Source organism: Asticcacaulis biprosthecium C19, assembly GCF_000204015.1.
In the GTDB taxonomy this organism is placed as follows: Bacteria; Pseudomonadota; Alphaproteobacteria; order Caulobacterales; family Caulobacteraceae; genus Asticcacaulis; species Asticcacaulis biprosthecius.
Genome location: NZ_GL883076.1, coordinates 1 through 19,666, shown reverse-complemented (window position 1 = coordinate 19,666; position 19,666 = coordinate 1). Strand labels below are relative to the sequence as shown.

The window sequence follows — 19,666 nt, the reverse complement described above, 5'->3', positions numbered from 1 at the left end:
TTTTTATTGTTTGTAATATAACTCGCCATAAAAGGCGATTTATGATTGTATATGAATTTTATTCGCCAGACATGGCGATTTACATGATATAAGCAATTTCGGAGTATATATCGTCACAAATGGCGAATTATGATCCGTTCCCGATATTAATCGTCAGGATTGACGACTTATGAAGATTGAGCCGACCTTAACAGACGATGCAATTTTGAACGAAATCGGGCAAAGATTAGCTCAGCGTCGGCTAGACCATGGCTTGACGCAAGCTAGCCTAGCCGAACAGACCGGCGTTTCGAAACGCACGGTCGAGCGCCTAGAGGATGGCGAAAGCGTCCAGCTTGTCAACCTGATCCGGGTACTGCGGGGCCTCGACCTTGCGCACGGTGTGGAAAACCTGATACCCGCGCCAACTGTGCGACCGCTCGATGTCGTCGAGCATCAAGGGCATCGCCGAAAAAGGGTGAAACCCACAAAAACCGAAGCCAAAAGCAGCCGCCCTTGGTCATGGGGTGACGAAAAATGAGTACGACCGCCGAAATCATGATGTGGGGGACGCGTATCGGCGCCGTACGCCTCGGTGATGACAGTCCCTTTGCCGACTTCGAATACGATCCAGACTTCGTGCGCAGCGGCATCGAAATTGCGCCGCTCACCATGCCAATCAACCGGACGGTCTATCGCTTCCCGGATTTACCACTCAGGACTTTCCATGGTCTGCCAGGATTACTCGCAGATGCTCTGCCCGACAAGTTCGGAAACGCTATCATAAATGCCTGGCTTGCGACGCAAGGCCGCGCACCCGAGGGTTTCAATGCCGTTGAGCGCCTGTGCTACACCGGCGCGCGTGGCATGGGCGCGCTGGAGTTCCGCCCTACGAGCGGGCCACGGCAGCGGCAAAGCAAACGCGTCGATATCGATGCACTGGTCGGTCTAGCCTCAGAAGTCTTGCGCAATCGCCACGATCTGAGCCAGTCATTTGCCGCTCCCAAGCGTCAGCAGGCCCTTCAGGAAATCCTGAGTGTCGGCACCTCGGCCGGCGGCGCGCGCGCTAAGGCAGTGATCGCGTGGAACCCGAAGACAAATGAGGTGCGCTCCGGTCAGGTCGAAGCCGGCCAGGGCTTCAGCTACTGGCTTCTGAAATTCGACGGCGTATCCGGTAACCGCGACAAGGAACTCGAAGATCCGCAGGGTTTCGGCGCAATCGAGTACGCCTATTACCTTATGGCGCGGGCTGCAGGGATCAATATGACCGAATGCCGGTTGCTTGAGGACGGCCCTCGCCATCATTTTATGACGAAGCGCTTCGACCGGACCGATGGGGGCGCCAAGCTGCACATGCAGTCATTATGCGCATTGGCTCACTATGATTTCAACATGGCTGGCGCCTACAGCTACGAGCAAGCCGCGATGGTCATGCGACAAATGAAGCTTGGCCTGCCCGCGATTGAACAGCAATTTCGACGCATGGCCTTTAATATTGTGGCCCGGAATCAGGACGATCACGTCAAGAATATCGCTTTCCTGATGGACAAGTCCGGTCAGTGGGCCCTCTCACCGGCTTACGACATAAACTATGCCTTTAATCCGAGCGGCGAGTGGACATCCCGGCATCAGATGTCGATGAATGGAAAGCTCGACAGCTTCACACGTGAAGATTTCAAGACGTGTGGTTCCGTTTGTTCGATGAAACGCGGGCGCGCCGAGGCGATCCTCGCGGAGATCATCAACACTGTGAGCCGCTGGTCCGATTTCGCTCAACAGGCTGGGATATCAGACGAAAACGCAGCGGCAATCGGCGCCACGCATCGCCTTCATCTACTTGATAAAACAAGCGGCGGCGCCTGATCCGACCATGGCTGAAATTTCGACAGTCGGACCGATTGGCCAAGGCAGTAGCTTCGTCATCGCCAGCCCCCTCCTCTTCCGGCAAAAAAATATGCTTGTGGTCTTGACCTTCCAATAGTGGGAAGCCCCACATTACAGAATGAGCCCGGCAAAAGGAGAAAGCTCATGAAATATCACATCGAAACTATGGTTTGTGGCGGATGCGTCCGTAGTGTCACCAAAATCGCTCAAAACCTTGACCCAACGGCGAAGGTCGAGGCTGACGTCGTTGAGCGCACCGTGGAGATCTCGTCGGATCAGACTGACGAGATTACAAAAGCCCTCGCACTTGCCGGGTTTGAAGCAACCCAAATCGCCGCTTAAACACCTTGAGGGATTGCGCGTCGCGGCGCGTATATCCCACGGGTGGCAACAGTTCCAAGGACATAGAGTATGAAGAAGTTAATTGCAGCACTGGCGCTTGTGACCGCTATAGGCGCAACCGCCCCGGTGATTGTCATGGCACACGAAGGTCACAAGCAGGCCGCGGACTCGCAAACGGCCGAAGGCGAAGGCGTCGTGAAAGCCATTGATAAGGATGCCGGTACGGTGACGATTCAGCATGGTCCCATCAAGGCGCTGAAATGGCCGGCTATGACGATGAAATTCAAGGCGACGACAGAAGCTATCGCCTCTGCCAAGGTTGGTCAAAAAGTGCACTTCGTGATGAAGAACGACAACGGCCAGCCACTCGTAACGGCTATTCACGCGATGTAATTTCAGACCCAGGACCTGTAGGCCTGGGTTTTTCCTTCATACATCCGACACGTACGGAGTTCCAGATGGCCAAGAAAATCTTTCCCCTTGTCTCAGGTCTTCTTGCCCTCACCGGCATTATAGCCTCGCTCCTTCTGTCGGCGCCGCCAGCGATGGCTCACAAAAATCAAAGCTCATCCAGCGCTTCAGCCGTTGCCGAAGCGAGTACAACCGTCAATAATCCGGAAGATGCCCCTATGGCGATGGCCTGGCCGACCGAGCCCGGCATGGGCATGGAGATGGACCACAAGAAGCCAAAAACATTCGGTGGGCGTCTTGTTTCGTGGCTCGGCGCTTGGCACCCCGCCGTCATTCACTTTCCGATCGCGTTGCTCCTGACTGTCGCTCTTCTAGAAGTGTTGGCCGCCGCTCGGAAAAAGCCGGTTTACAACGCAGGCAATAAAGTGTTGCTGGCATTCGCGACGGCAGGCGGGTTCGCCGCGGCCGCCCTAGGTTGGGCGAACGCAGGTCTGCCTGCGGCGGATGACGGTACAGCCCTCACTTGGCACCGCTGGATCGGGACTCTTATTCCCTTCGTCTATCTGTTGCTGTGGCGTTTGAAGCGACCAGCAGAGACAGCGGTCAACCAACCAAGCTCCCGGCTCTACGAAACCACCTTGGTCGTCGCTGTGGCGCTCATTCTCATCCAAGCATACCTGGGTGGCGATGTGACCCATGGCGCCGGGCACATGGCGTTCTAAGTCAACAGTGGCGCAGTATAGACTATTCAAATTGCCACAGGGCGGCGCGTAAGACCGATGATTGCAGAATCGGCCTCCGTCACCAAGCAACTAGGACGATTGCATTGTCTCCGGGCAATAGCGGCGCTGGGAGTGTTCTACCACCACTTGGGGCAATTTGGTTCTGCGACATTCGATTCATCTTACGGCTTGCCAGCAAGCGGCCTTCTATGGACGGGCGTCGACCTTTTCTTCGTTTTGTCCGGCTTTTTGATGATGTGGACAACGGATGGAAAGACCGGCGGCTTTCGGGTAGGCCTATCCTTTTTTATTACCCGCGCCGCCAGGGTTTATCCGATGTATTGGATCACTCTCGCTGCTACATACGGTTTTGCCTTATGGCTCCCTGCCGCCCTCTCCCATGACCAGCAATGCAGTGTTCCCTGCCAAATCGCGCTGATACCTGAGCAAGGCGGTTTTTTGATCGGGCCTGCATGGACTCTGTCGTTCGAGATGGTGTTCTACCTCGTGTTTGCGATACTCCTAGTCCTTTCGCCGCAAGGGCGGTTCCGCGTCCTTGCGGTCTGGACGATAACAGCCGCCGCTCTCGGTACCTTTATCACAACCCAGATCACCATCGTCCATCACGTCTATACGCCGCTCGTTCTCGAGTTCCTCGCGGGCGTCTGGATTGCCGTTCTAATCAAACGGGGTGTGAGATTAAATGGTTGGCTTGGCCTCGTTGCAGCTGGCGTCTTGCTCTTGGGCGGAGCGGCCCTGTTCAATGCTGTGTCGCCCTCACTGCCGTCGGGTGTCGCTGAATGGGTGCGAGTTGCTCTATGTGGCCTCCCCGCGAGCGTCATAATCTGGTGCCTTGCATCCCGAGACGCAACCAAACCCCATTATCCAAGTCCAATCATGGCTAAACTGGGCAACGATTCCTACGCTATATATTTGGCTCATTGGCCAATAGTGGCAGTTGTTTCGACGGTTGCAAACACTTGGGCGATGCCGACTTTCCCGAGTTTTGTCATTTATTTGGCCGTCACCGTAGTTAGTACCTTATTGTTATCTCGAGCCCTGACAAATTACATAGGATCGCCGGCGCAAGAGTTCGCCAAGTCACTGACGGCATTGATTAAGAGACAAAGAGGCTAATTTGTAAAAACGACGCCCAGGTACCCAGGGGAATTTTCACTATGAGAGCCGATCGTATGAAGGAGTATGAAGTATTGAGTCATAATTTACTCTACTACCCAATTTAAACGGAATGACTGTGAACCTTTGTTTGAGAAAGCGGCTAGTATGGCGCGAAAATGATCCAATCCCTCCTAGCTTATGGCTTATCCGTTGCACGACCCACATGTTGAGCAGGAGCGGCTCTTGGAAAGCCGGCCAAACGCTCCCGCCAAACTCTGATCAAAACCAGGCTCGCAAGCCTATGACGACTTTTGTGGATTCAGGATTTTTCCCCGACAGTCGCACAAAGTCAGCGGCGTCACCGAACTTGCGTTCGTAAACGATCCCGATATATGGCGCGAATTCACGACGGATCTCGTAGCGTAAGCGCAAGCCGAGTTCGACACTCGAGAGGCCCGAACCGATCTCAAGTTCGGGAATGTCCTGGGCTGAGAAAGTCACTTCCGCGGAGGGTTGAAGGATCATGCGCTGCGTCAGCCGCAGGTCATAAGTACCTTTAGCACGCGCCAGAAGTTCGCCTTCGTTCGAAAGGAAGACGGCGCCCTCCACATCGAACCAATAGGGAAAAATACCTTCCGTACCAAGTGTCAGGTAGGTGCGCGGCTGGGGTTCGAAATCTTGACGGATGCCCGCCTGAATATCGAAGTAAGGCGTGATCGCGCGCGAATAGAGAATTTGGACTTCAGCGTCTTCAACTCCGTCTTCGTTACTTCCTTCACCCTCTGACTTCACCACAAGGCGATGAATATCCCCGCCATACCGGAATTCCGTGTCCCATGCATATCCGCCATCGTCGGGCCGAAGCTCGAGCCTATCGAACATGACATTGGATAAGTTCATCGCACCATGCTCCATATGTACCATATGACGAGCCTCGGCCATCTGCGCTGAGTCAAAATACCGGTCCGCCAAATGATCTGTTGCCGGCGGCGGCGGCGGTGTTTGCGGAATTTCTACCTCGGCGCTCGCCTCTTCGTTGTCGTGGTTCATGCCAGACATACTCATTTCTGACATGTCATGGCCAGCATGAGCTTCCCCGTCCTTCGGAGGCATCTCTTGTTGAACTGAATTTGCCTGTGAAGTCTGCGACTTGTTTTCCGCGGGAACTGCTTGATGGGCGCTATGTGAAGTCGCTTGGGGCGCGGCCGGCGATTTGGTCGCAGCCTTTTTCGGCTTAGAGGGCGGAGCTTTCGGCCTAGGCTTAGCATTGGCTTTAGGCTGCGGCTGCGCTGGCATTGTCATACCAGGCATGTTGCCATGCTGTGAATGATCCTGCATCGCCAGAGCGGGCGTTGCCAGGAATAGGGGGACGAGTGCTATCATTGCGACCCGGTTCATTGGGCGCCTCCATCGCGCGGACGCACCGCAAAGACCTGAAACATGCCTGCGTGCATGTGATAGAGCATATGGCAGTGGAATGCCCAATCACCTGTCTCGGCGGTGAAATCCCACGACACCTTTCCTCCGGGTAAAACAGCCACGGTATGCTTGCGCGGCTTGTGATCCTGCGGTGCGCCGATCACCAGGTCAAAGAAATGTCCATGGAGATGGATTGGGTGGGCCATCATGGTGTCATTCACAAGGGTAACTCGAACCCGCTCACCGGTCGCAAAAGTATATGGCCCTGTTGTTTCGCTGAATTTACGTCCGTCGAAGCCCCACATGAAGCGTTCCATGTTGCCGGTAAGGCGGATTTCGAGGGCACGCGTCGGGGTGCGGGTGTCCGGGTTCGGCTCAAGCGCGACAAGATCCTTGTAAACGAGGACGCGATGCCCAACGCTTTCCAAACCTTGTCCCGTGTCACCGGTCCGATCCATAGGCATTGGCGAGATCGTCTGAACTCCAGGCCCTAATTTGATCTGGGGCGCGTTAGCAGGGTCTCGCATGGACATTTCCATGCCGCCCATGTCAGCCATTATGTCCGACCCCCTGGGTTTCGGCGGTGCCATACCAGGGGGATGCACCGACGTCATTTCCATTGAACCGTGATCCATGGACATTGACGACATGTCATGCCCTGCCGTGTCCGCTCCACCTATGCTCATGCCGGACATGTCCATACCCATATCCTTCATCGTGGCCAGGGGGCGCTCACGCAGCGAAGGAACTGGCGCTGTCATGCCCAGGCGTGGTGCGAGCGTCGCCGCCCCCATTCCGGAACGATCAACAGCTTCGGATACAAGGGTATAGGCTTTGTCCTCGATCGGCTGAACAATGATGTCGTACGTTTCAGCATTCGCGATCTGGAACTCATCGACTTCAACAGGCCGAATATTTAAGCCGTCGGCTGCCACAACCGTCATTTTCAGACCGGGAATTCTGACATTGAAGACCATTTGTGCGCCAGCGTTGATAAAGCGAAGGCGCACGCGCTCACCCGGCGTGAAAAGACCAGTCCAGTTGTCCTTCGGTCCGTGGCCATTGATAAGGAACGAATAGACGGCTCCAGTGATATCAGAGGCGTCGGTCGGATCCATTAGCGACTTTGCCCATTCGATCCGCTCCGCTAGAGTCTGATCTTTTCCGGCCAGCAGTCCCGAAATCGTTTGACGTTGATAATTGAAGACACCGGACTGCCCTTTCAAACGCTTGAAAAGGGTTTCGGGCCGAATGAAACTGTAGTCAGAAAGAATAATCACATAGTCACGGTCGAATTGTACCGGATCAGGATCTTTCGGCTCTATGATTATTGGACCATAAAGCCCTTCCTGTTCCTGTAAGCCCGAGTGGCTGTGGTACCAGTACGTGCCACTTTGCTTGAGTTCGAACTCGTACTCGAACGTCGAGTGTGCCGGGATGCCGGGAAAGGTTACGCCTGGGACACCGTCCATTTGAAACGGTACCAGGAGACCATGCCAGTGAATTGAGGATGTCTCGTCTAAGTGATTTTCCACAACGAGTTTGACGTTCTGCCCTTCCTTGAGACGAATGATCGGCCCTGGAAGCGTGCCGTTGATCGTTATGGCATTGCCAAGCTTTCCGTCGATCGGCCAACGGGCGCGTTCAAGTTTCAGCCGGATCTCAGAACCGGAAACAGTTTGCAGCGTGTGGTTCAATCCGGGCGTCGCGCTCCTCGCCCAGGATGGCAGTAACCCGCCGACCGCACTCGCCGTACCGAATATCGACAGGTTGTGCAGGAGCTTGCGCCGATGAATATCTGTCATTTGGAGGTCCTAGTCAGGGAGGGAATGCGTTGATCCCTCCTTTGATAGTTACGTCTCAAAAGGCGGATGCCCTCATAAAAAAGCACATGTTAGAAATAGGTTGGAAAACAAGAATGCACGGCATTCCGGTCATAGCCCGCCCGAAAGCTGAAAACAGCATTTTCCGGCGAAAAATATGGGTAACTAATGTCCAAGATCAGGCGTCTAGAAATTAGAAATACCTGGTATGAGGGATATTGCTTCGCTATGCGTATTATGTACTGGGAGGCGAGGACAAGTACATGAGTGACCGTATTGATGCGCTGTTGGCGCAATTGAAGACCCGGCCGATCGACCGATCGCTGGCGGATCTTGAACAAAACATTTCCCGAAATATCGAGCTTCAAAGGACTGAGGCTCGAACCGTCACGGTTCTTATGCCGCTTCGAGCGGCATCTCTTGCACTTGCACTTGTAGTCGGCACAACAGCCGGCGGCGCGGCGGCCTTGTCATCCGAGATAAGAGACCATGCCGAGCCGTTTGACTCATCCTTGCGGCTCGCACCCTCAAGCCTCCTCGAAGGGTACCCATGACGCTCGCCCGCAGCATGATTGTCACTTTAGTACTGTCGCTCGTGGGAGCAGCTCTGGGAGCTTTCGGGGGGGCTCAGTACGTCATTCACAAGATGCAAAAGCCGACGCCGATGCATGAGCTTGTGCATCGTAGACTGGACTTAACAGATGAACAGACGCACCGCATCGCTGCAATGGAAGAGAAACATGCGGAGGTAAAGGAGGCATTGGAAGCGGAGATGCGCGCTGCAAACGCCGATCTTGCCAAAGCATTCCAAGAAAAACACGCCTATACCCCTGAGGTTCAGGCCGCGATCGACCGGTTTCACGCCGCTATGGGGGACCTGCAAAAGGAGACGATTGACCATACCTTCGAAATGCGGTCGGTCCTCACTCCGCAGCAGGCTGTGGAATTCGATCAGACAGTCGTTAATTCTCTGACCGAAGAGCAAAAGTGACTTCCGATGCCGAAGTTTCAGATGAGGTGCTAGCAAGTTCAGCAGCAAGAGGCGACGACCGCGCGTTCAGCATTCTTGTCGGCCGACACAAGGAGGCCGTCTATCGGCTCTTGCGCCGCTACAACGGTAATTCCGACGAGGCTTATGAAGCGGCACATGAAGCGTTTATCGCCGCGTGGAAGGCAATCCGTCGATATGATGCCCGTCGGCCATTTGGCGCTTGGCTAAGAACGATCGCCATTAATAAAGCCCGGGATCGCGGCCGCCGGCAGAAGGTGCGTAACCTGATATTCGGCACGAAGTCCTCTGATGACTTCGAAGTTATGAATGTTACTGATCGATCAATCAACGCAGACGATCGCCTTATCCTCGATCACGAAGTGTCGCAGCTCGAAAAGGCCCTGGCTCGCCTTCCGGCAAACCTCAAAGAGGCGCTCTTGTTGACGGCACTCGAAGGCTTTTCACAGAAACAAGCCGCCGAAATCCTCGGCGTCACCAGTAAGACGGTCGAGACGCGAGTCTACCGCGCCAGAAAATTGCTGGCCGAGAAACTCGGTGAAAAGTGAGAACAGGTTACATTCGGCATGCTCGGTGCTGGCTCATTGACTTTTAACGATTGAAATCTATCCTGGCGGACAATGTTAAAGGCTGTTCTCTACATCTTTGCCCTTCTGGGTCTTTTGATTTCGCCTGTAAGCGCACAGGCGGCCCAAAACGCGTGTCTCGAAATGAGTCAGCCGATGCAGATGACCATGGCAGACTCCCAAGCCCACTCGGATATGGCCATGCCATGTTGCGAAGACGAAAAGCCTACCAAGTCGTCGGATCAGGCCTGCTTTCAAAACTGCATCGCAATGTGCGGGATCAGCGCTACGTCCGACACCCACGTGCCTGTAAGTCTTCCGATTTTGCATATCGAACTCGTCGTTTTCACGCGTTCGCCTGTCAATTTCGATGCAGATGAACCGGCGCTCTTTGTGCCCCCTCCCCGCTTCCACACCTGAACTGTGTGCGGCCCTCGCCGCACCTAGAGCGCGCCGTCGTTCCTGAGCAGGCTGCCACCGCCTGCGGGAGGCTGCGCTTCCGTGGCCGACCGCCGCGCAACTCGATGTCCCAGGTGTTTTTCAATGCGAACCTCTTTCCTCCTGGCTGCGGGAATATCGATCCTGGCAGCGCCTGCCTTCGGCGAACCACTTACTTTTCAACAGGCGTTGACGCGTGCGGAACAGTCAGCCCCTTCCCTTGCCGCGAGAGTTGCGGAAATCGATGCGGCGACGGCCGCCTCTCGTTCCGTCGGGCGCTTGCCTGATCCAAAATTTCGCGCCGGTTTCGAGAACTATCCGGTTTCTGGGCCGATGGCCGGATCTCTATCGGGTGAAAGCATGACCATGCAGAGTTTTGGCATCATGCAGGACGTACCAAATGGCGCAAAACGCCGCGCCGCAAAGAAACAGGCATCGGCGGAAATTCTCTCAGCGGAAGCGGCATATGCGGTCGATGCCAGAGACGCACGCCTCAGCGCCGGACTCGCTTGGGTCGACCTATACTTTGCGAGGCGCAAGCTCAAGGCGCTGGATGAGGTCGAAAAAGCGATTGCCCCTCTAAAATCCACGGCAACCTCACAAGTCGAAGCTGGAAACCTGCGTCCAGCGCAGTCGCTCGAAGCCGCAGAATTGGAAGCCGCTATTGCAGACCGCCGGTCCGAACTGACGGCCGAGGCCACGAAGGCCCGGGCAGAACTCATACGATGGACGGGTGATCCCACCGCGGACATCTCAGGTGAAGCCCCGCAATTTGAGATCGATCCAATCGCATTGCATGCAGGGCTAGGCCGTAATCCGAACCTTGCGGCAATGAGCGCCATGACGGCACGCAGCGACGCTGACGTGGCGGCTGCTACAGCAGAAAAGCGCCCCGACTGGGGATGGGAGGTTAGCTACCAGCGGCGTGATCCCATCTGGGGCGACATGATTTCTGCAGGCGTTACCATCAGCCTCCCGTTGTTCTCGAAAAATCGGCAAGACCCGATGATCGAAAGCAAGGCAAAGCTCTCCACGCGCGCCCGCCACAATGAGGATGCCGCGCGCCGTCAAGTTGAGGCTCAGCTTCAATCCGACTTGGCCGACCACACTATGCACTATGAACGTTTGGTTCGTGCACAAACGGTAATATTGCCGCTTGCGCAGCAGAAAGCTGACCTTGAACTCGCAAGTTACGGCGCAGGTACGGCTAGTCTCGCAGATGTTCTTCAATCCCAAATTCTGCTCGCCGAAGCGCGGATCGACGCCGTTGCGCGGGAAGCCAGCTTGGCTCGCAACAGCATCCGCATTCACTTTACGTACGGGGAGCACGAGCAATGATCCGCAACATCACGCTCAGCCGGAAACAGATCCTCGCTTATGGGGTCGCCATTGCTCTCGTCTCTGCCGGCACAGGCTATGGGATATCACGACTGAACACGTCAAAGGCCCTCACCTCTACCTCAGAGGCCAGTGGTCGAAAAGTTCTCTATTGGTACGACCCTATGGTTCCGGGCCAGCACTTCGAGAATCCGGGAAAATCGCCCTTCATGGACATGGACTTGGTGCCGAAGTATGCGGATGAGGAGGCGAAGGCGGGCGGCGTCAAGATCGACCCTGGCCGTTTACAAAACTTGGGCATCCGGCTGGCACAGGTTGAGCGCACGGACTTCGCCCTGGATCTTACAGTGGCCGGTACTGTTGAGTTCAACCAGCGTGACGTCGCTATCGTCCAGGCACGCGCGGACGGCTTTGTCCAACGTGTATACGCCCGTGCACCCGGAGACATAGTCGGTGCCGGCGCTCCCTTAGCTGATATTCTCATTCCGTCCTGGGCCGCGGCACAGTCGGAGTATCTTGCGGTAAGGCGTACAGCGGATCCGGCACTCGAGCGTGCGGCACGGCAAAGATTGACTCTGCTTGGCATGTCTCAAGGACTGATCGATCAGGTTTCCCGTTCGGGGAAGCCCAACACAATCGTTACTATTTCGACACCTGTTGGCGGAGCAATCCAAACCTTGGACGTCCGACAAGGCATGACAGTGAACTCGGGCCAGACCCTGGCCCAGGTTTCCGGCCTGTCCAGCGTCTGGCTGAATGCCGCAGTTCCCGAAGCCCTCGCATCACAAGTTAGCTTGGGACAACCGGTTAAGGCCAAGCTCGCAGCGTTTCCCGGCGAGAGCTTCTCAGGAAAGGTGTCCGCTATTCTGCCGACCGCCCAATCGGATACCCGGACGCTCAGTGTCCGGGTTGAACTGGCCAACCGGAACGGACGTCTGCGTCCAGGGATGTATGCCACTGTACATTTTCCAGGAAACACTTCGACGGCTCTGAGCGTACCTAGCGAAGCCGTTATTCGCACCGGAAAGCGAACCATAGTAATGCTTTCAAAGGGCGACGGGCGCTTCGAGCCCGTCGAAATTCAGGTCGGCCGAGAGTCGGAAAATCGTACGGAGGTCCTCGCAGGGCTTACCGAAGGTGAAAACGTCGTCGCGTCGGGCCAGTTTCTCGTCGACTCCGAAGCAAATCTGTCGGGAATTTCCGCCAGGGCGATCCAGGATAGAGAAGGCGTAGGGCAAGAAGCAACAGCAAAGGTCTTTACGGCCCAGGGCCGCATTGAAACGTTGACGACTGAACAAGTGACACTTAGCCACGGGCCTGTTCCGGCACTTAGCTGGCCTGCCATGACCATGACATTCAAGCTCGCCTCCCCATCAATTGCAACCGGCTTGAAGGTGGGGGATCAGGTCGATTTCAGCTTCGCTCAAAAGGCCGAAGGGCCAATTGTCGAAACCATGCGAAAGGGCACAGCACGATGATTGCTGCCATCATTCGTTGGTCGGTCGCCAACCGCTTCTTCGTGATCCTCGCCACGATCGCGGTCATCATCGCGGGTGTGTTCGCCATGCGCTCGACGGCCGTGGACGCCCTTCCGGACCTGTCGGACGTACAGGTTATCATCCGAACACCTTATCCGGGCCAGGCACCTCAAATTGTCGAGAACCAAGTCACTTACCCGCTGACAACGACCATGCTGTCCGTGCCCGGTGCGAAGACCGTACGCGGTTACTCCTTCTTCGGTGACAGTTTCGTCTATGTGCTGTTCGAAGATGGCACCGATCTTTACTGGGCGCGATCTCGCGTGCTTGAGTATCTGAACCAGGTCCAGGGACGGCTGCCAGCAAGTGCCAAGCCTGCCTTGGGGCCGGATGCAACTGGAGTTGGATGGGTATTCGAGTATGCCCTCATCGACAAAACCGGCCGCCATGACCTGTCTCAGCTGCGGTCCCTGCAGGACTGGTTTTTGCGATACGAACTCAAGAGCCTTCCAGGGGTTGCCGAAGTCGCCAGTATCGGAGGCATGGTCAAACAATATCAGGTTGTCCTCGACCCGGTGAAGCTGGCATCCTATGGCGTTACCCATCAGGAGGTCGTGTCCGCTATCCAGGGCGCCAACCAGGAAAGCGGTGGCTCTGTGTTGGAACTTGCTGAGGCGGAATACATGGTCCGCGCCAATGGCTATCTGAAGTCCCTCGGCGACTTCCGTGCGGTACCCATCAAAACTTCAGGCGGGCTGGCAATTACCCTTGGTCAAGTGGCGACGGTTCAAGTCGGCCCAGAAATGCGCCGAGGCATAGCAGAACTGAATGGTCAGGGTGAAGTCGCAGGCGGCGTCGTCATTCTTCGATCGGGTGATAATGCTCGCGAGACCATTGCGGCCGTGAAGCAGAAGCTGTCGGAATTGAGGAAGAGCTTGCCTCCTGGTGTCGAGGTCGTCACGACCTATGACCGCTCGCAGCTGATTGACCATGCAATCAGCAATCTTAGTGAAAAGCTGATTGAGGAGTTCGTCGTCGTGGCCCTGGTTTGCGCCCTGTTCCTCTGGCATGTGAGATCGGCGCTTGTCGCCATTGTCACGCTTCCAGTCGGCATCTTGCTTGCGTTCATCGTGATGAACCTCCAGGGGGTGAACGCCAACATTATGTCGCTAGGAGGCATCGCCATCGCCATCGGTGCCATGGTGGACGGGGCCGTGGTGATGATAGAGAATGCCCACAAGAAAATCGAGCACTGGGAACACGATCACCCCGAAGATCGACTCGAGGGTTCCGAACGATGGAGTGTTCTGACTGAAGCTGCAGTCGAGGTGGGACCGGCGCTATTTTTCAGCCTGCTGATCATCACCTTCTCCTTCATTCCCGTTTTTACGCTCCAAGGCCAGGAAGGCCGCCTGTTCTCGCCTTTGGCATTCACCAAGACCTACAGCATGGCCGGTGCCGCCATCCTGTCGGTGACGCTGATCCCTGTCCTGATGGGATATCTGATCCGTGGGCGAATTCCGAAGGAAGAGGTAAACCCCGTCAATCGCTTTCTTACAAGCGTCTATCAGCCTGTTCTCGACGCGGCCATGAAGCATCCGAAAGCGACACTCGCCATAGCAGCCGTGGCATTTGCCACCACGCTTTGGCCCCTAAGCCGCCTGGGTGGTGAGTTTATGCCGCAACTCGATGAAGGCGACCTACTGTACATGCCGTCCGCGCTGCCCGGCCTCTCGGCCAGCAAGGCTGCGGAGCTCCTTCAGCAGACTGATCGTATGATAAAGTCGGTCCCGGAAGTTGAAAGTGTCTTCGGCAAAGCCGGCCGCGCCGAAAGTGCGACGGACCCTGCGCCCCTTGAGATGTTCGAAACGACCATCAGGTTTAAGCCCAAGGATCAATGGCGGCCCGGTATGACGCCGGATAAGCTCGTCGATGAACTCGACCGCGTGGTGAAGGTGCCCGGTCTCGCCAATGTTTGGGTCCCGCCTATTCGCAATCGCATTGATATGCTGGCGACCGGGATAAAGAGCCCTATCGGCGTGAAGGTTTACGGGGCCAATCTCTCAGAACTTGACCGAATCGCGCATCAAATCGAGACTGTCGCCAAGACGGTGCCAGGAGTCAGTTCTGCCCTCGCAGAGCGCCTGACCGGCGGACGATATGTCGATGTAGAAATCGACCGGGCCGCCGCGGGACGTTTCGGACTCAATATCTCCGACGTGCAGTCCATTGTCTCGGGCGCCATTGGCGGGGAGAATATAGGCGAGACCGTCGAAGGATTGGCTCGCTACCCTATCAACGTCCGCTATCCGCGCGAACTGCGCGACAGCCTTGAAGGCCTGCGAAATCTGCCGGTACTGACCCCCTCAGGTCAGCAGATCACTTTGGGTACCGTAGCACGGGTGGAAATCACCGAAGGCCCACCCATGCTGAAGACGGAAAACGGACGGCCTTCGACCTGGATTTATGTCGACGTGCGTGGACGCGATCTGGCCTCGGTCGTCAAGGATTTGCAGGCAGCGGTCGCGAAAAACGTGCCGCTGGCTCCCGGCGTTTCTGTCGCCTACTCTGGGCAGTTCGAGTACCTTGAGCGGGCCGTCGCGCGGCTGAAGATTGTCGTTCCGGCCACGCTTGCTATCATTTTTCTTCTGCTCTACGTCACTTTCAGGCGCTTCGATGAGGCGGCTCTGATCATGCTCACGCTTCCGTTCGCACTGACAGGCGGCATCTGGACATTATATGTGCTCGGATTTCACCAGTCAGTCGCCACAGGCGTAGGTTTCATCGCCCTTGCGGGCGTCTCAGCGGAGTTCGGCGTAATAATGCTGATCTACCTGAAGGACGCATTGAAGGCACGCGGACCTAATCCGACAATGGCTGAAATCGAAGCCGCGTTGCGTGAAGGCGCGCTCCTTCGCGTGCGACCAAAAGCAATGACGGTCGCCGTGATCCTCGCAGGTCTTCTCCCGATACTTTTTGGCCACGGTGCTGGGTCAGAAGTTATGAGTCGTATCGCAGCACCCATGATCGGCGGCATGTTGACGGCGCCGCTTCTCTCGATGCTCGTGGTGCCTGCAGGTTATCTACTGCTGCACCGCCGGCGAGCAATCCGTTCTCCATCACTCAACAAAAGGAGCCTTCCATGAGAGCGAAAATATTCACGACCATTTCGCTGCTTGGTCTAACCCTGCTTGTATCCGCGTGCAGTCCGAAGCCCGAGAACCAGGACACTGCACCTTCCAGCGAAGCCGCGCCTCCCATGGACGGCATGGGTGACATGTCCGGTATGTCCGGGATGGCGATGGAGGCCGATGCGAAGACTGGCAGCGGCACCGGCACGATTACTGAAATCGACAAGACTGCCGGGACCGTAACCATCAGTCATGAGCCAATCCCGGCAGTTGGTTGGCCTGCTATGACAATGGCCTTCAAGGCCGGCCCGGAGATCCTTTCCAATGCCAAGGTCGGCCAGAGCATTTCGTTCGATGTTTCAGTAAAGGGCAGTGACACAGAGGTCACAGCCATTCGCGCTAAGAACTAGCGGCCGCTTATACAACAGTCGACCTTCGACGTAACCGCGCGTGACAGCACTTTCAAATGCTGCCACGCGCGAACTGGTTCCCCCCATTGCGCTTGCCGAACAGTGTAAATCGTCCGAACGGGAACTCAGAACTCGATCCTAAGCCGTGTTTTCACCCATGGGTATGGATTTCATCAAGGTTGCCCTGCCCTTGGGCTGCGGTTTGATTTCGTCCTCTTCTTCCTGGCAAGCGGCGCCATCCCACTTAAATCAGCCCAATACGTGTCCAAACCAACGTGGCCAGCTCTCTTGTCGCAGATGGCCCGGCAAGGTGTTCAACTCTCACTCCCTCAATCACATGAGGGACTGAAATAACATCTGTCGCGGACTTCAACTGATGAGGCCTCGCTGGCCCGGTTGTAAGCGCGTAGCGGTTCCCATCTGGTACTGAGGAATACGAGATCGTAGTGAGGCCGCCTGTGTTGCCTCCCGTGAGACCTCCTATGACTTCTCCTGCGACGTTCCAGATGATCGAGGCGGTGGCCGAACCTTTCGAAGGCGCTCCGGCGCAGGTTCACCGGCGTTGGTCGGATGCCTTCAAGACGGAGATCGCGGCGGAGTCGCTGATTCCGGGCGCGAAGGTTTCGGAAATTGCACGGCGCGTCGGGGTGGATGCCTCGCAAATCTACCAATGGCGCAAAGCGGCGGTTCGGGCTGGCTGGATCTCGCAGGCACCTGCGCCAGCGGCGACGAAGGCTTTACCCGTGCCGGAGACGCGTATCCCCACGATCGAGATCAGCCTTGGCGGTGCCACGATCCGCTGCGAAGCGGGCTTCGATGAGGCGCATCTGCGCCGTGTGATCCGGGCTGTGCGCCAATCATGATCCAGTCTGGTGTGAAGGTGTTCCTGGCTATGCACCCTGTCGACTTCCGCAAGGGTCCCGACAGCTTGCTTGCCCTGGTGAGGGACTCTGGCAGCGACCCTTTCAGCGGCGCGCTCTATGCCTTCCGGGCGAAGCGAGCCGATCGGGTCAAGATCGTCTGGTGGGATGGAACTGGCGTGTGCCTGTACGCTAAACGGCTGGAAAAGGACCGGTTTTGCTGGCCGAAGGGCGGGCACGGCCGAGTCCAGATGAGCCATGCTCAGCTGATCGCTTTGGTCGACGGCCTTGACTGGAAACGCGTTCGTCCGCAAAGCGTCCGGCGGCCACAGACGGTGGGCTGAAGCTCGGAAAAACTAGAGCCCATCGGCCCAAAAACCTATGCAGATAAAGGGCTTTTTGCTATAAGCTGGGCATGTCCGCTCCTGCAATCGCCCTTCCGGAAACCGTTGAAGAATTGCGGGCGTTTGCCCTGGCCATGGCGGAAAAAGCGGCGCGTGCCGACGTGCTGGAGGTTGAAAATACAGAACTCAAATCGCTGAAAGCAGCGGCGGACGCGCGCATCGAGCGCTTGACGTCGATCCTGAAGGCGTTTGACCGGGCACGGTTCGGGCGCCGTTCGGAAAAGCGCGCAACTCCCGCGATCGACGACGAGCAAAGCGCGTTTGTCTTCGACGAGATCGCCACGGGTATCGCGGCATTGCAGGCCCAGGTCGACCAGGGCAAGAGCTCCGGTGCTGCCAAGCGCACGCCGCGTCCGCGCAAGGGCTTTGCCGCTCACCTGGAACGGGTCGAGGTCGTCATTGAGCCTGAAGAGCTTCCCGAACACGCCGGCAAGGAGAAGGTCAAGATCGGCGAGGATGTCTCCGAAAGGCTCGACGTCACGCCGGCCAGGTTCCGCGTCATCGTCACCCGCCGCCCCAAATACGCCTTCCGAAACGAGGACGGCGTCATCCAAGCCCTGGCGCCGGCGCACATCATCGAGGCCGGCATCCCGACCGAAGCTCTGCTCGCCCAGATCGCCGTCTCCAAATATGCCGATGGTCTTCCCCTCTACCGTCAGGAAGCCATTTACGCGCGCGACAAGGTCGAGATCAGCCGTTCGCTGATGGCCCAATGGATGGGCAAGGTGGGCTTCGAGCTGGAAATCCTGGCGGACTACGTGCTCGCACAGATCAAGCGTGGCGAACGGGTCTTCGCTGATGAGACGACCCTGCCGACACTGGCTCCGGGCAGCGGCAAGGTCAAAACCGCCTATCTATGGGCCTAAGCTCGGGACGATCGCCCCTTCGGCGGCAGTGGCCCACCTATGATCGCCTATCGCTTCGAGGACAGCCGCGCCGGAGACTGCGTCAAACGGCACCTTCACGGTTATAGAGGCATCCTTCAGGTGGATGGCTACCAGGCTTACAACACCTTGGCCCGGACGGATCAGGGCAACGAAGGTGTACGCCTGGCCGGCTGCTGGGCACATCTGAGGCGACGGTTCTACGAACACCATGTCGCCGGCACGTCGACGGTCGCGACATCGACTGTCGAACAACTCACCAGGGTCTGGGAGGTCGAGGCGCAGGTGCGAGGTCAGGCGCCAGACGTGCGTGCTGCCGCACGACAACAGACATCGGGCGCCATCGTCTCGGACCTGTTCAAGCTGTGGCAGGACACGCTGCCGCGCATCTCCGGAAAATCCAAGCTGGCTGAAGATATCCGTTACGCTCTGACGCGCCGGGAAACGCTCACGCGCTTCTTGCAGGACGGCCGCATCGAAATCGACTCGAACATCGTCGAGCGGGCAATCCGGCCCCAGACCATTACTAGAAAAAATGCGCTGTTCGCCGGCTCCGACGGCGGCGGTCGCACCTGGGCCGCTATCGCCACCTTGCTGCAGACCTCCAAAATGAACGATGTCGATCCGCTGGCTTGGCTGACGCAGACTCTGACGCACATCGCAAACCGTTGGCCGAGCAGCAGTATCGAGGCGTTGATGCCCTGGAACTACAAGCCCTAAAGGGCCACAGCTACGCGCTTACGCCCGGTTTGCCCACGCGCCCGGTTGACCCGAAAAGGTTGATGAGCCTCTACGGCTACACGACCAAGCGCGACCTCGCCGGCCTTGGCGCGCTCCTGATCATGGGGCTGATCGGCGTGATTACCGCATCAGTCGTCAATCTGTTTCTAAAGAGCAATGCCCTGCAGTTCGGGATCTCCATCATTGGAGTCCTCGTCTTTATCGGCCTGACGGCTTACGACACCCAAAAACTGAAGCTGCCGTACGCAACGCTCACCGACAAAAGTGAAGGCGTGGGCAAGATCGTCATTTTGGGCGCTCTCACCCTGTATCTCGACTTCATAAACCTCTTCCTGCAGTTGCTCTACCTCTTTGGCAACAGACGCAAAAGCTGGTGACCCACCTTCCCAATCACAACACCTGGAGAAATACCATGAATATCAAGTTCCAATCTGTTCTGCTGGTCTCTGCCTTGGCCCTTTCTGTCGGAACAGTGCACGGCCAAACTGCGACGACGCCAAACCAATCGATGCCTATGACGGCACCGATGAAAACGTCGCCGGCGATGCCAATGGCACCTGGCGGCATGTCTGACATGAAAGCTCATATGGGCGACATGCAAAAACATATGGGGGAAATGGCTGCCAAGATGCAGACAATGGACGCCCAGATGCAAAGCATGACCACGACCGAAACCAGCCCCGCCAAGCGTAAGAAGATGATGGCTAT

19 protein-coding genes and 2 pseudogenes are annotated in these 19,666 nt (G+C 56.7%); 18 read left to right on the top strand and 3 right to left on the bottom strand.

The features are described from left to right. Positions 1-169: 169 nt before the first annotated feature. Positions 170-310, top strand: a pseudogene (locus tag ABI_RS26570) (helix-turn-helix domain-containing protein); the annotation flags it as partial. Here ABI_RS26570 and ABI_RS26390 read toward each other — a convergent pair. Beyond that, positions 311-439, bottom strand: coding sequence for a hypothetical protein (locus ABI_RS26390; RefSeq protein WP_280959731.1), 129 nt, complete (start codon positions 437-439; stop codon positions 311-313). It abuts the pseudogene before it with no gap. Between the two features lie 77 nt (positions 440-516). Between ABI_RS26390 and ABI_RS00100 the strand changes: the two genes are divergently transcribed. From ABI_RS00100 to ABI_RS00080, 5 genes are all read left to right on the top strand, one after another. After that, entirely contained in the window at positions 517-1,842 is a 1,326-nt protein-coding gene (locus ABI_RS00100) for a type II toxin-antitoxin system HipA family toxin (RefSeq protein ID WP_006270747.1), read from the top strand. A gap of 165 nt (positions 1,843-2,007) precedes the next feature. Continuing rightward, complete coding sequence (locus ABI_RS00095) at positions 2,008-2,205, top strand: heavy-metal-associated domain-containing protein (protein WP_006270746.1); 198 nt, start codon at positions 2,008-2,010, stop codon at positions 2,203-2,205. 69 nt (positions 2,206-2,274) lie between these two features. Next, positions 2,275-2,598: a copper-binding protein gene (locus ABI_RS00090; protein WP_006270745.1), complete on the top strand. Its 324-nt coding sequence runs from the start codon at positions 2,275-2,277 to the stop codon at positions 2,596-2,598. Positions 2,599-2,663: 65 nt separating this feature from the next. Continuing rightward, complete coding sequence (locus ABI_RS00085; RefSeq protein ID WP_040308380.1) at positions 2,664-3,338, top strand: DUF2231 domain-containing protein; 675 nt, start codon at positions 2,664-2,666, stop codon at positions 3,336-3,338. A 57-nt stretch (positions 3,339-3,395) separates the two neighbouring features. After that, on the top strand, positions 3,396-4,475 hold the full coding sequence (locus ABI_RS00080; RefSeq protein ID WP_006270741.1) for an acyltransferase family protein: 1,080 nt from the start codon (positions 3,396-3,398) through the stop codon (positions 4,473-4,475). Positions 4,476-4,736: 261 nt separating this feature from the next. Here the strand turns inward: ABI_RS00080 and ABI_RS00075 are convergent, their stop codons facing one another. Together ABI_RS00075 and ABI_RS00070 are read right to left on the bottom strand one after the other, a co-directional pair. After that, positions 4,737-5,855 carry a copper resistance protein B gene (locus ABI_RS00075; RefSeq protein WP_006270740.1) on the bottom strand — a complete coding sequence of 373 codons (1,119 nt, stop codon included), beginning with the start codon at positions 5,853-5,855 and terminating at the stop codon, positions 4,737-4,739. Then, positions 5,852-7,681 (bottom strand): copper resistance system multicopper oxidase, encoded by a 1,830-nt coding sequence (locus ABI_RS00070; protein WP_006270739.1) that lies wholly within the window; start codon positions 7,679-7,681, stop codon positions 5,852-5,854. The genes ABI_RS00075 and ABI_RS00070 overlap by 4 nt, the downstream gene beginning before the upstream one ends. Positions 7,682-7,962: 281 nt before the next feature. On the opposite strand from ABI_RS00070, the gene ABI_RS00065 reads away from it, so the two are divergent. From ABI_RS00065 to ABI_RS00005, 12 genes and pseudogenes are all read left to right on the top strand, one after another. Next, on the top strand, positions 7,963-8,253 hold the full coding sequence (locus ABI_RS00065) for a hypothetical protein (protein ID WP_157138644.1): 291 nt from the start codon (positions 7,963-7,965) through the stop codon (positions 8,251-8,253). Next, the gene (locus ABI_RS00060; RefSeq protein ID WP_040308378.1) at positions 8,250-8,690 is read left to right on the top strand and encodes a Spy/CpxP family protein refolding chaperone; all 441 of its coding nucleotides are present in this window, start codon (positions 8,250-8,252) and stop codon (positions 8,688-8,690) included. The genes ABI_RS00065 and ABI_RS00060 overlap by 4 nt, the downstream gene beginning before the upstream one ends. Continuing rightward, positions 8,687-9,256 carry an RNA polymerase sigma factor gene (locus ABI_RS00055; RefSeq protein WP_006270737.1) on the top strand — a complete coding sequence of 190 codons (570 nt, stop codon included), beginning with the start codon at positions 8,687-8,689 and terminating at the stop codon, positions 9,254-9,256. Before ABI_RS00060 ends, ABI_RS00055 begins: the two co-directional genes overlap by 4 nt. A 561-nt stretch (positions 9,257-9,817) precedes the next feature. Further along, positions 9,818-11,050, top strand: coding sequence for a TolC family protein (locus ABI_RS00045; protein WP_040308376.1), 1,233 nt, complete (start codon positions 9,818-9,820; stop codon positions 11,048-11,050). After that, on the top strand, positions 11,047-12,528 hold the full coding sequence (locus tag ABI_RS00040) for an efflux RND transporter periplasmic adaptor subunit (protein WP_006270735.1): 1,482 nt from the start codon (positions 11,047-11,049) through the stop codon (positions 12,526-12,528). The genes ABI_RS00045 and ABI_RS00040 overlap by 4 nt, the downstream gene beginning before the upstream one ends. Continuing rightward, positions 12,525-15,674, top strand: coding sequence for an efflux RND transporter permease subunit (locus tag ABI_RS00035; protein WP_006270734.1), 3,150 nt, complete (start codon positions 12,525-12,527; stop codon positions 15,672-15,674). Before ABI_RS00040 ends, ABI_RS00035 begins: the two co-directional genes overlap by 4 nt. Beyond that, complete coding sequence (locus ABI_RS26385; protein ID WP_040308375.1) at positions 15,671-16,069, top strand: copper-binding protein; 399 nt, start codon at positions 15,671-15,673, stop codon at positions 16,067-16,069. Before ABI_RS00035 ends, ABI_RS26385 begins: the two co-directional genes overlap by 4 nt. Before the next feature lie 482 nt (positions 16,070-16,551). Further along, positions 16,552-16,932: a transposase gene (locus tag ABI_RS00025; RefSeq protein WP_040308374.1), complete on the top strand. Its 381-nt coding sequence runs from the start codon at positions 16,552-16,554 to the stop codon at positions 16,930-16,932. Further along, positions 16,929-17,273, top strand: coding sequence for an IS66 family insertion sequence element accessory protein TnpB (tnpB, locus tag ABI_RS00020; RefSeq protein WP_006270731.1), 345 nt, complete (start codon positions 16,929-16,931; stop codon positions 17,271-17,273). Before ABI_RS00025 ends, tnpB begins: the two co-directional genes overlap by 4 nt. A 71-nt stretch (positions 17,274-17,344) precedes the next feature. Further along, positions 17,345-18,937 (top strand): annotated as a pseudogene (gene tnpC, locus ABI_RS00015) (IS66 family transposase). 62 nt (positions 18,938-18,999) lie between these two features. Then, positions 19,000-19,335 (top strand): Bax inhibitor-1/YccA family protein, encoded by a 336-nt coding sequence (locus ABI_RS00010; RefSeq protein ID WP_006270729.1) that lies wholly within the window; start codon positions 19,000-19,002, stop codon positions 19,333-19,335. A gap of 35 nt (positions 19,336-19,370) precedes the next feature. Further along, positions 19,371-19,666 (top strand): hypothetical protein (locus ABI_RS00005; RefSeq protein ID WP_040308373.1); only part of this gene is annotated, 296 nt, incomplete at its 3' end.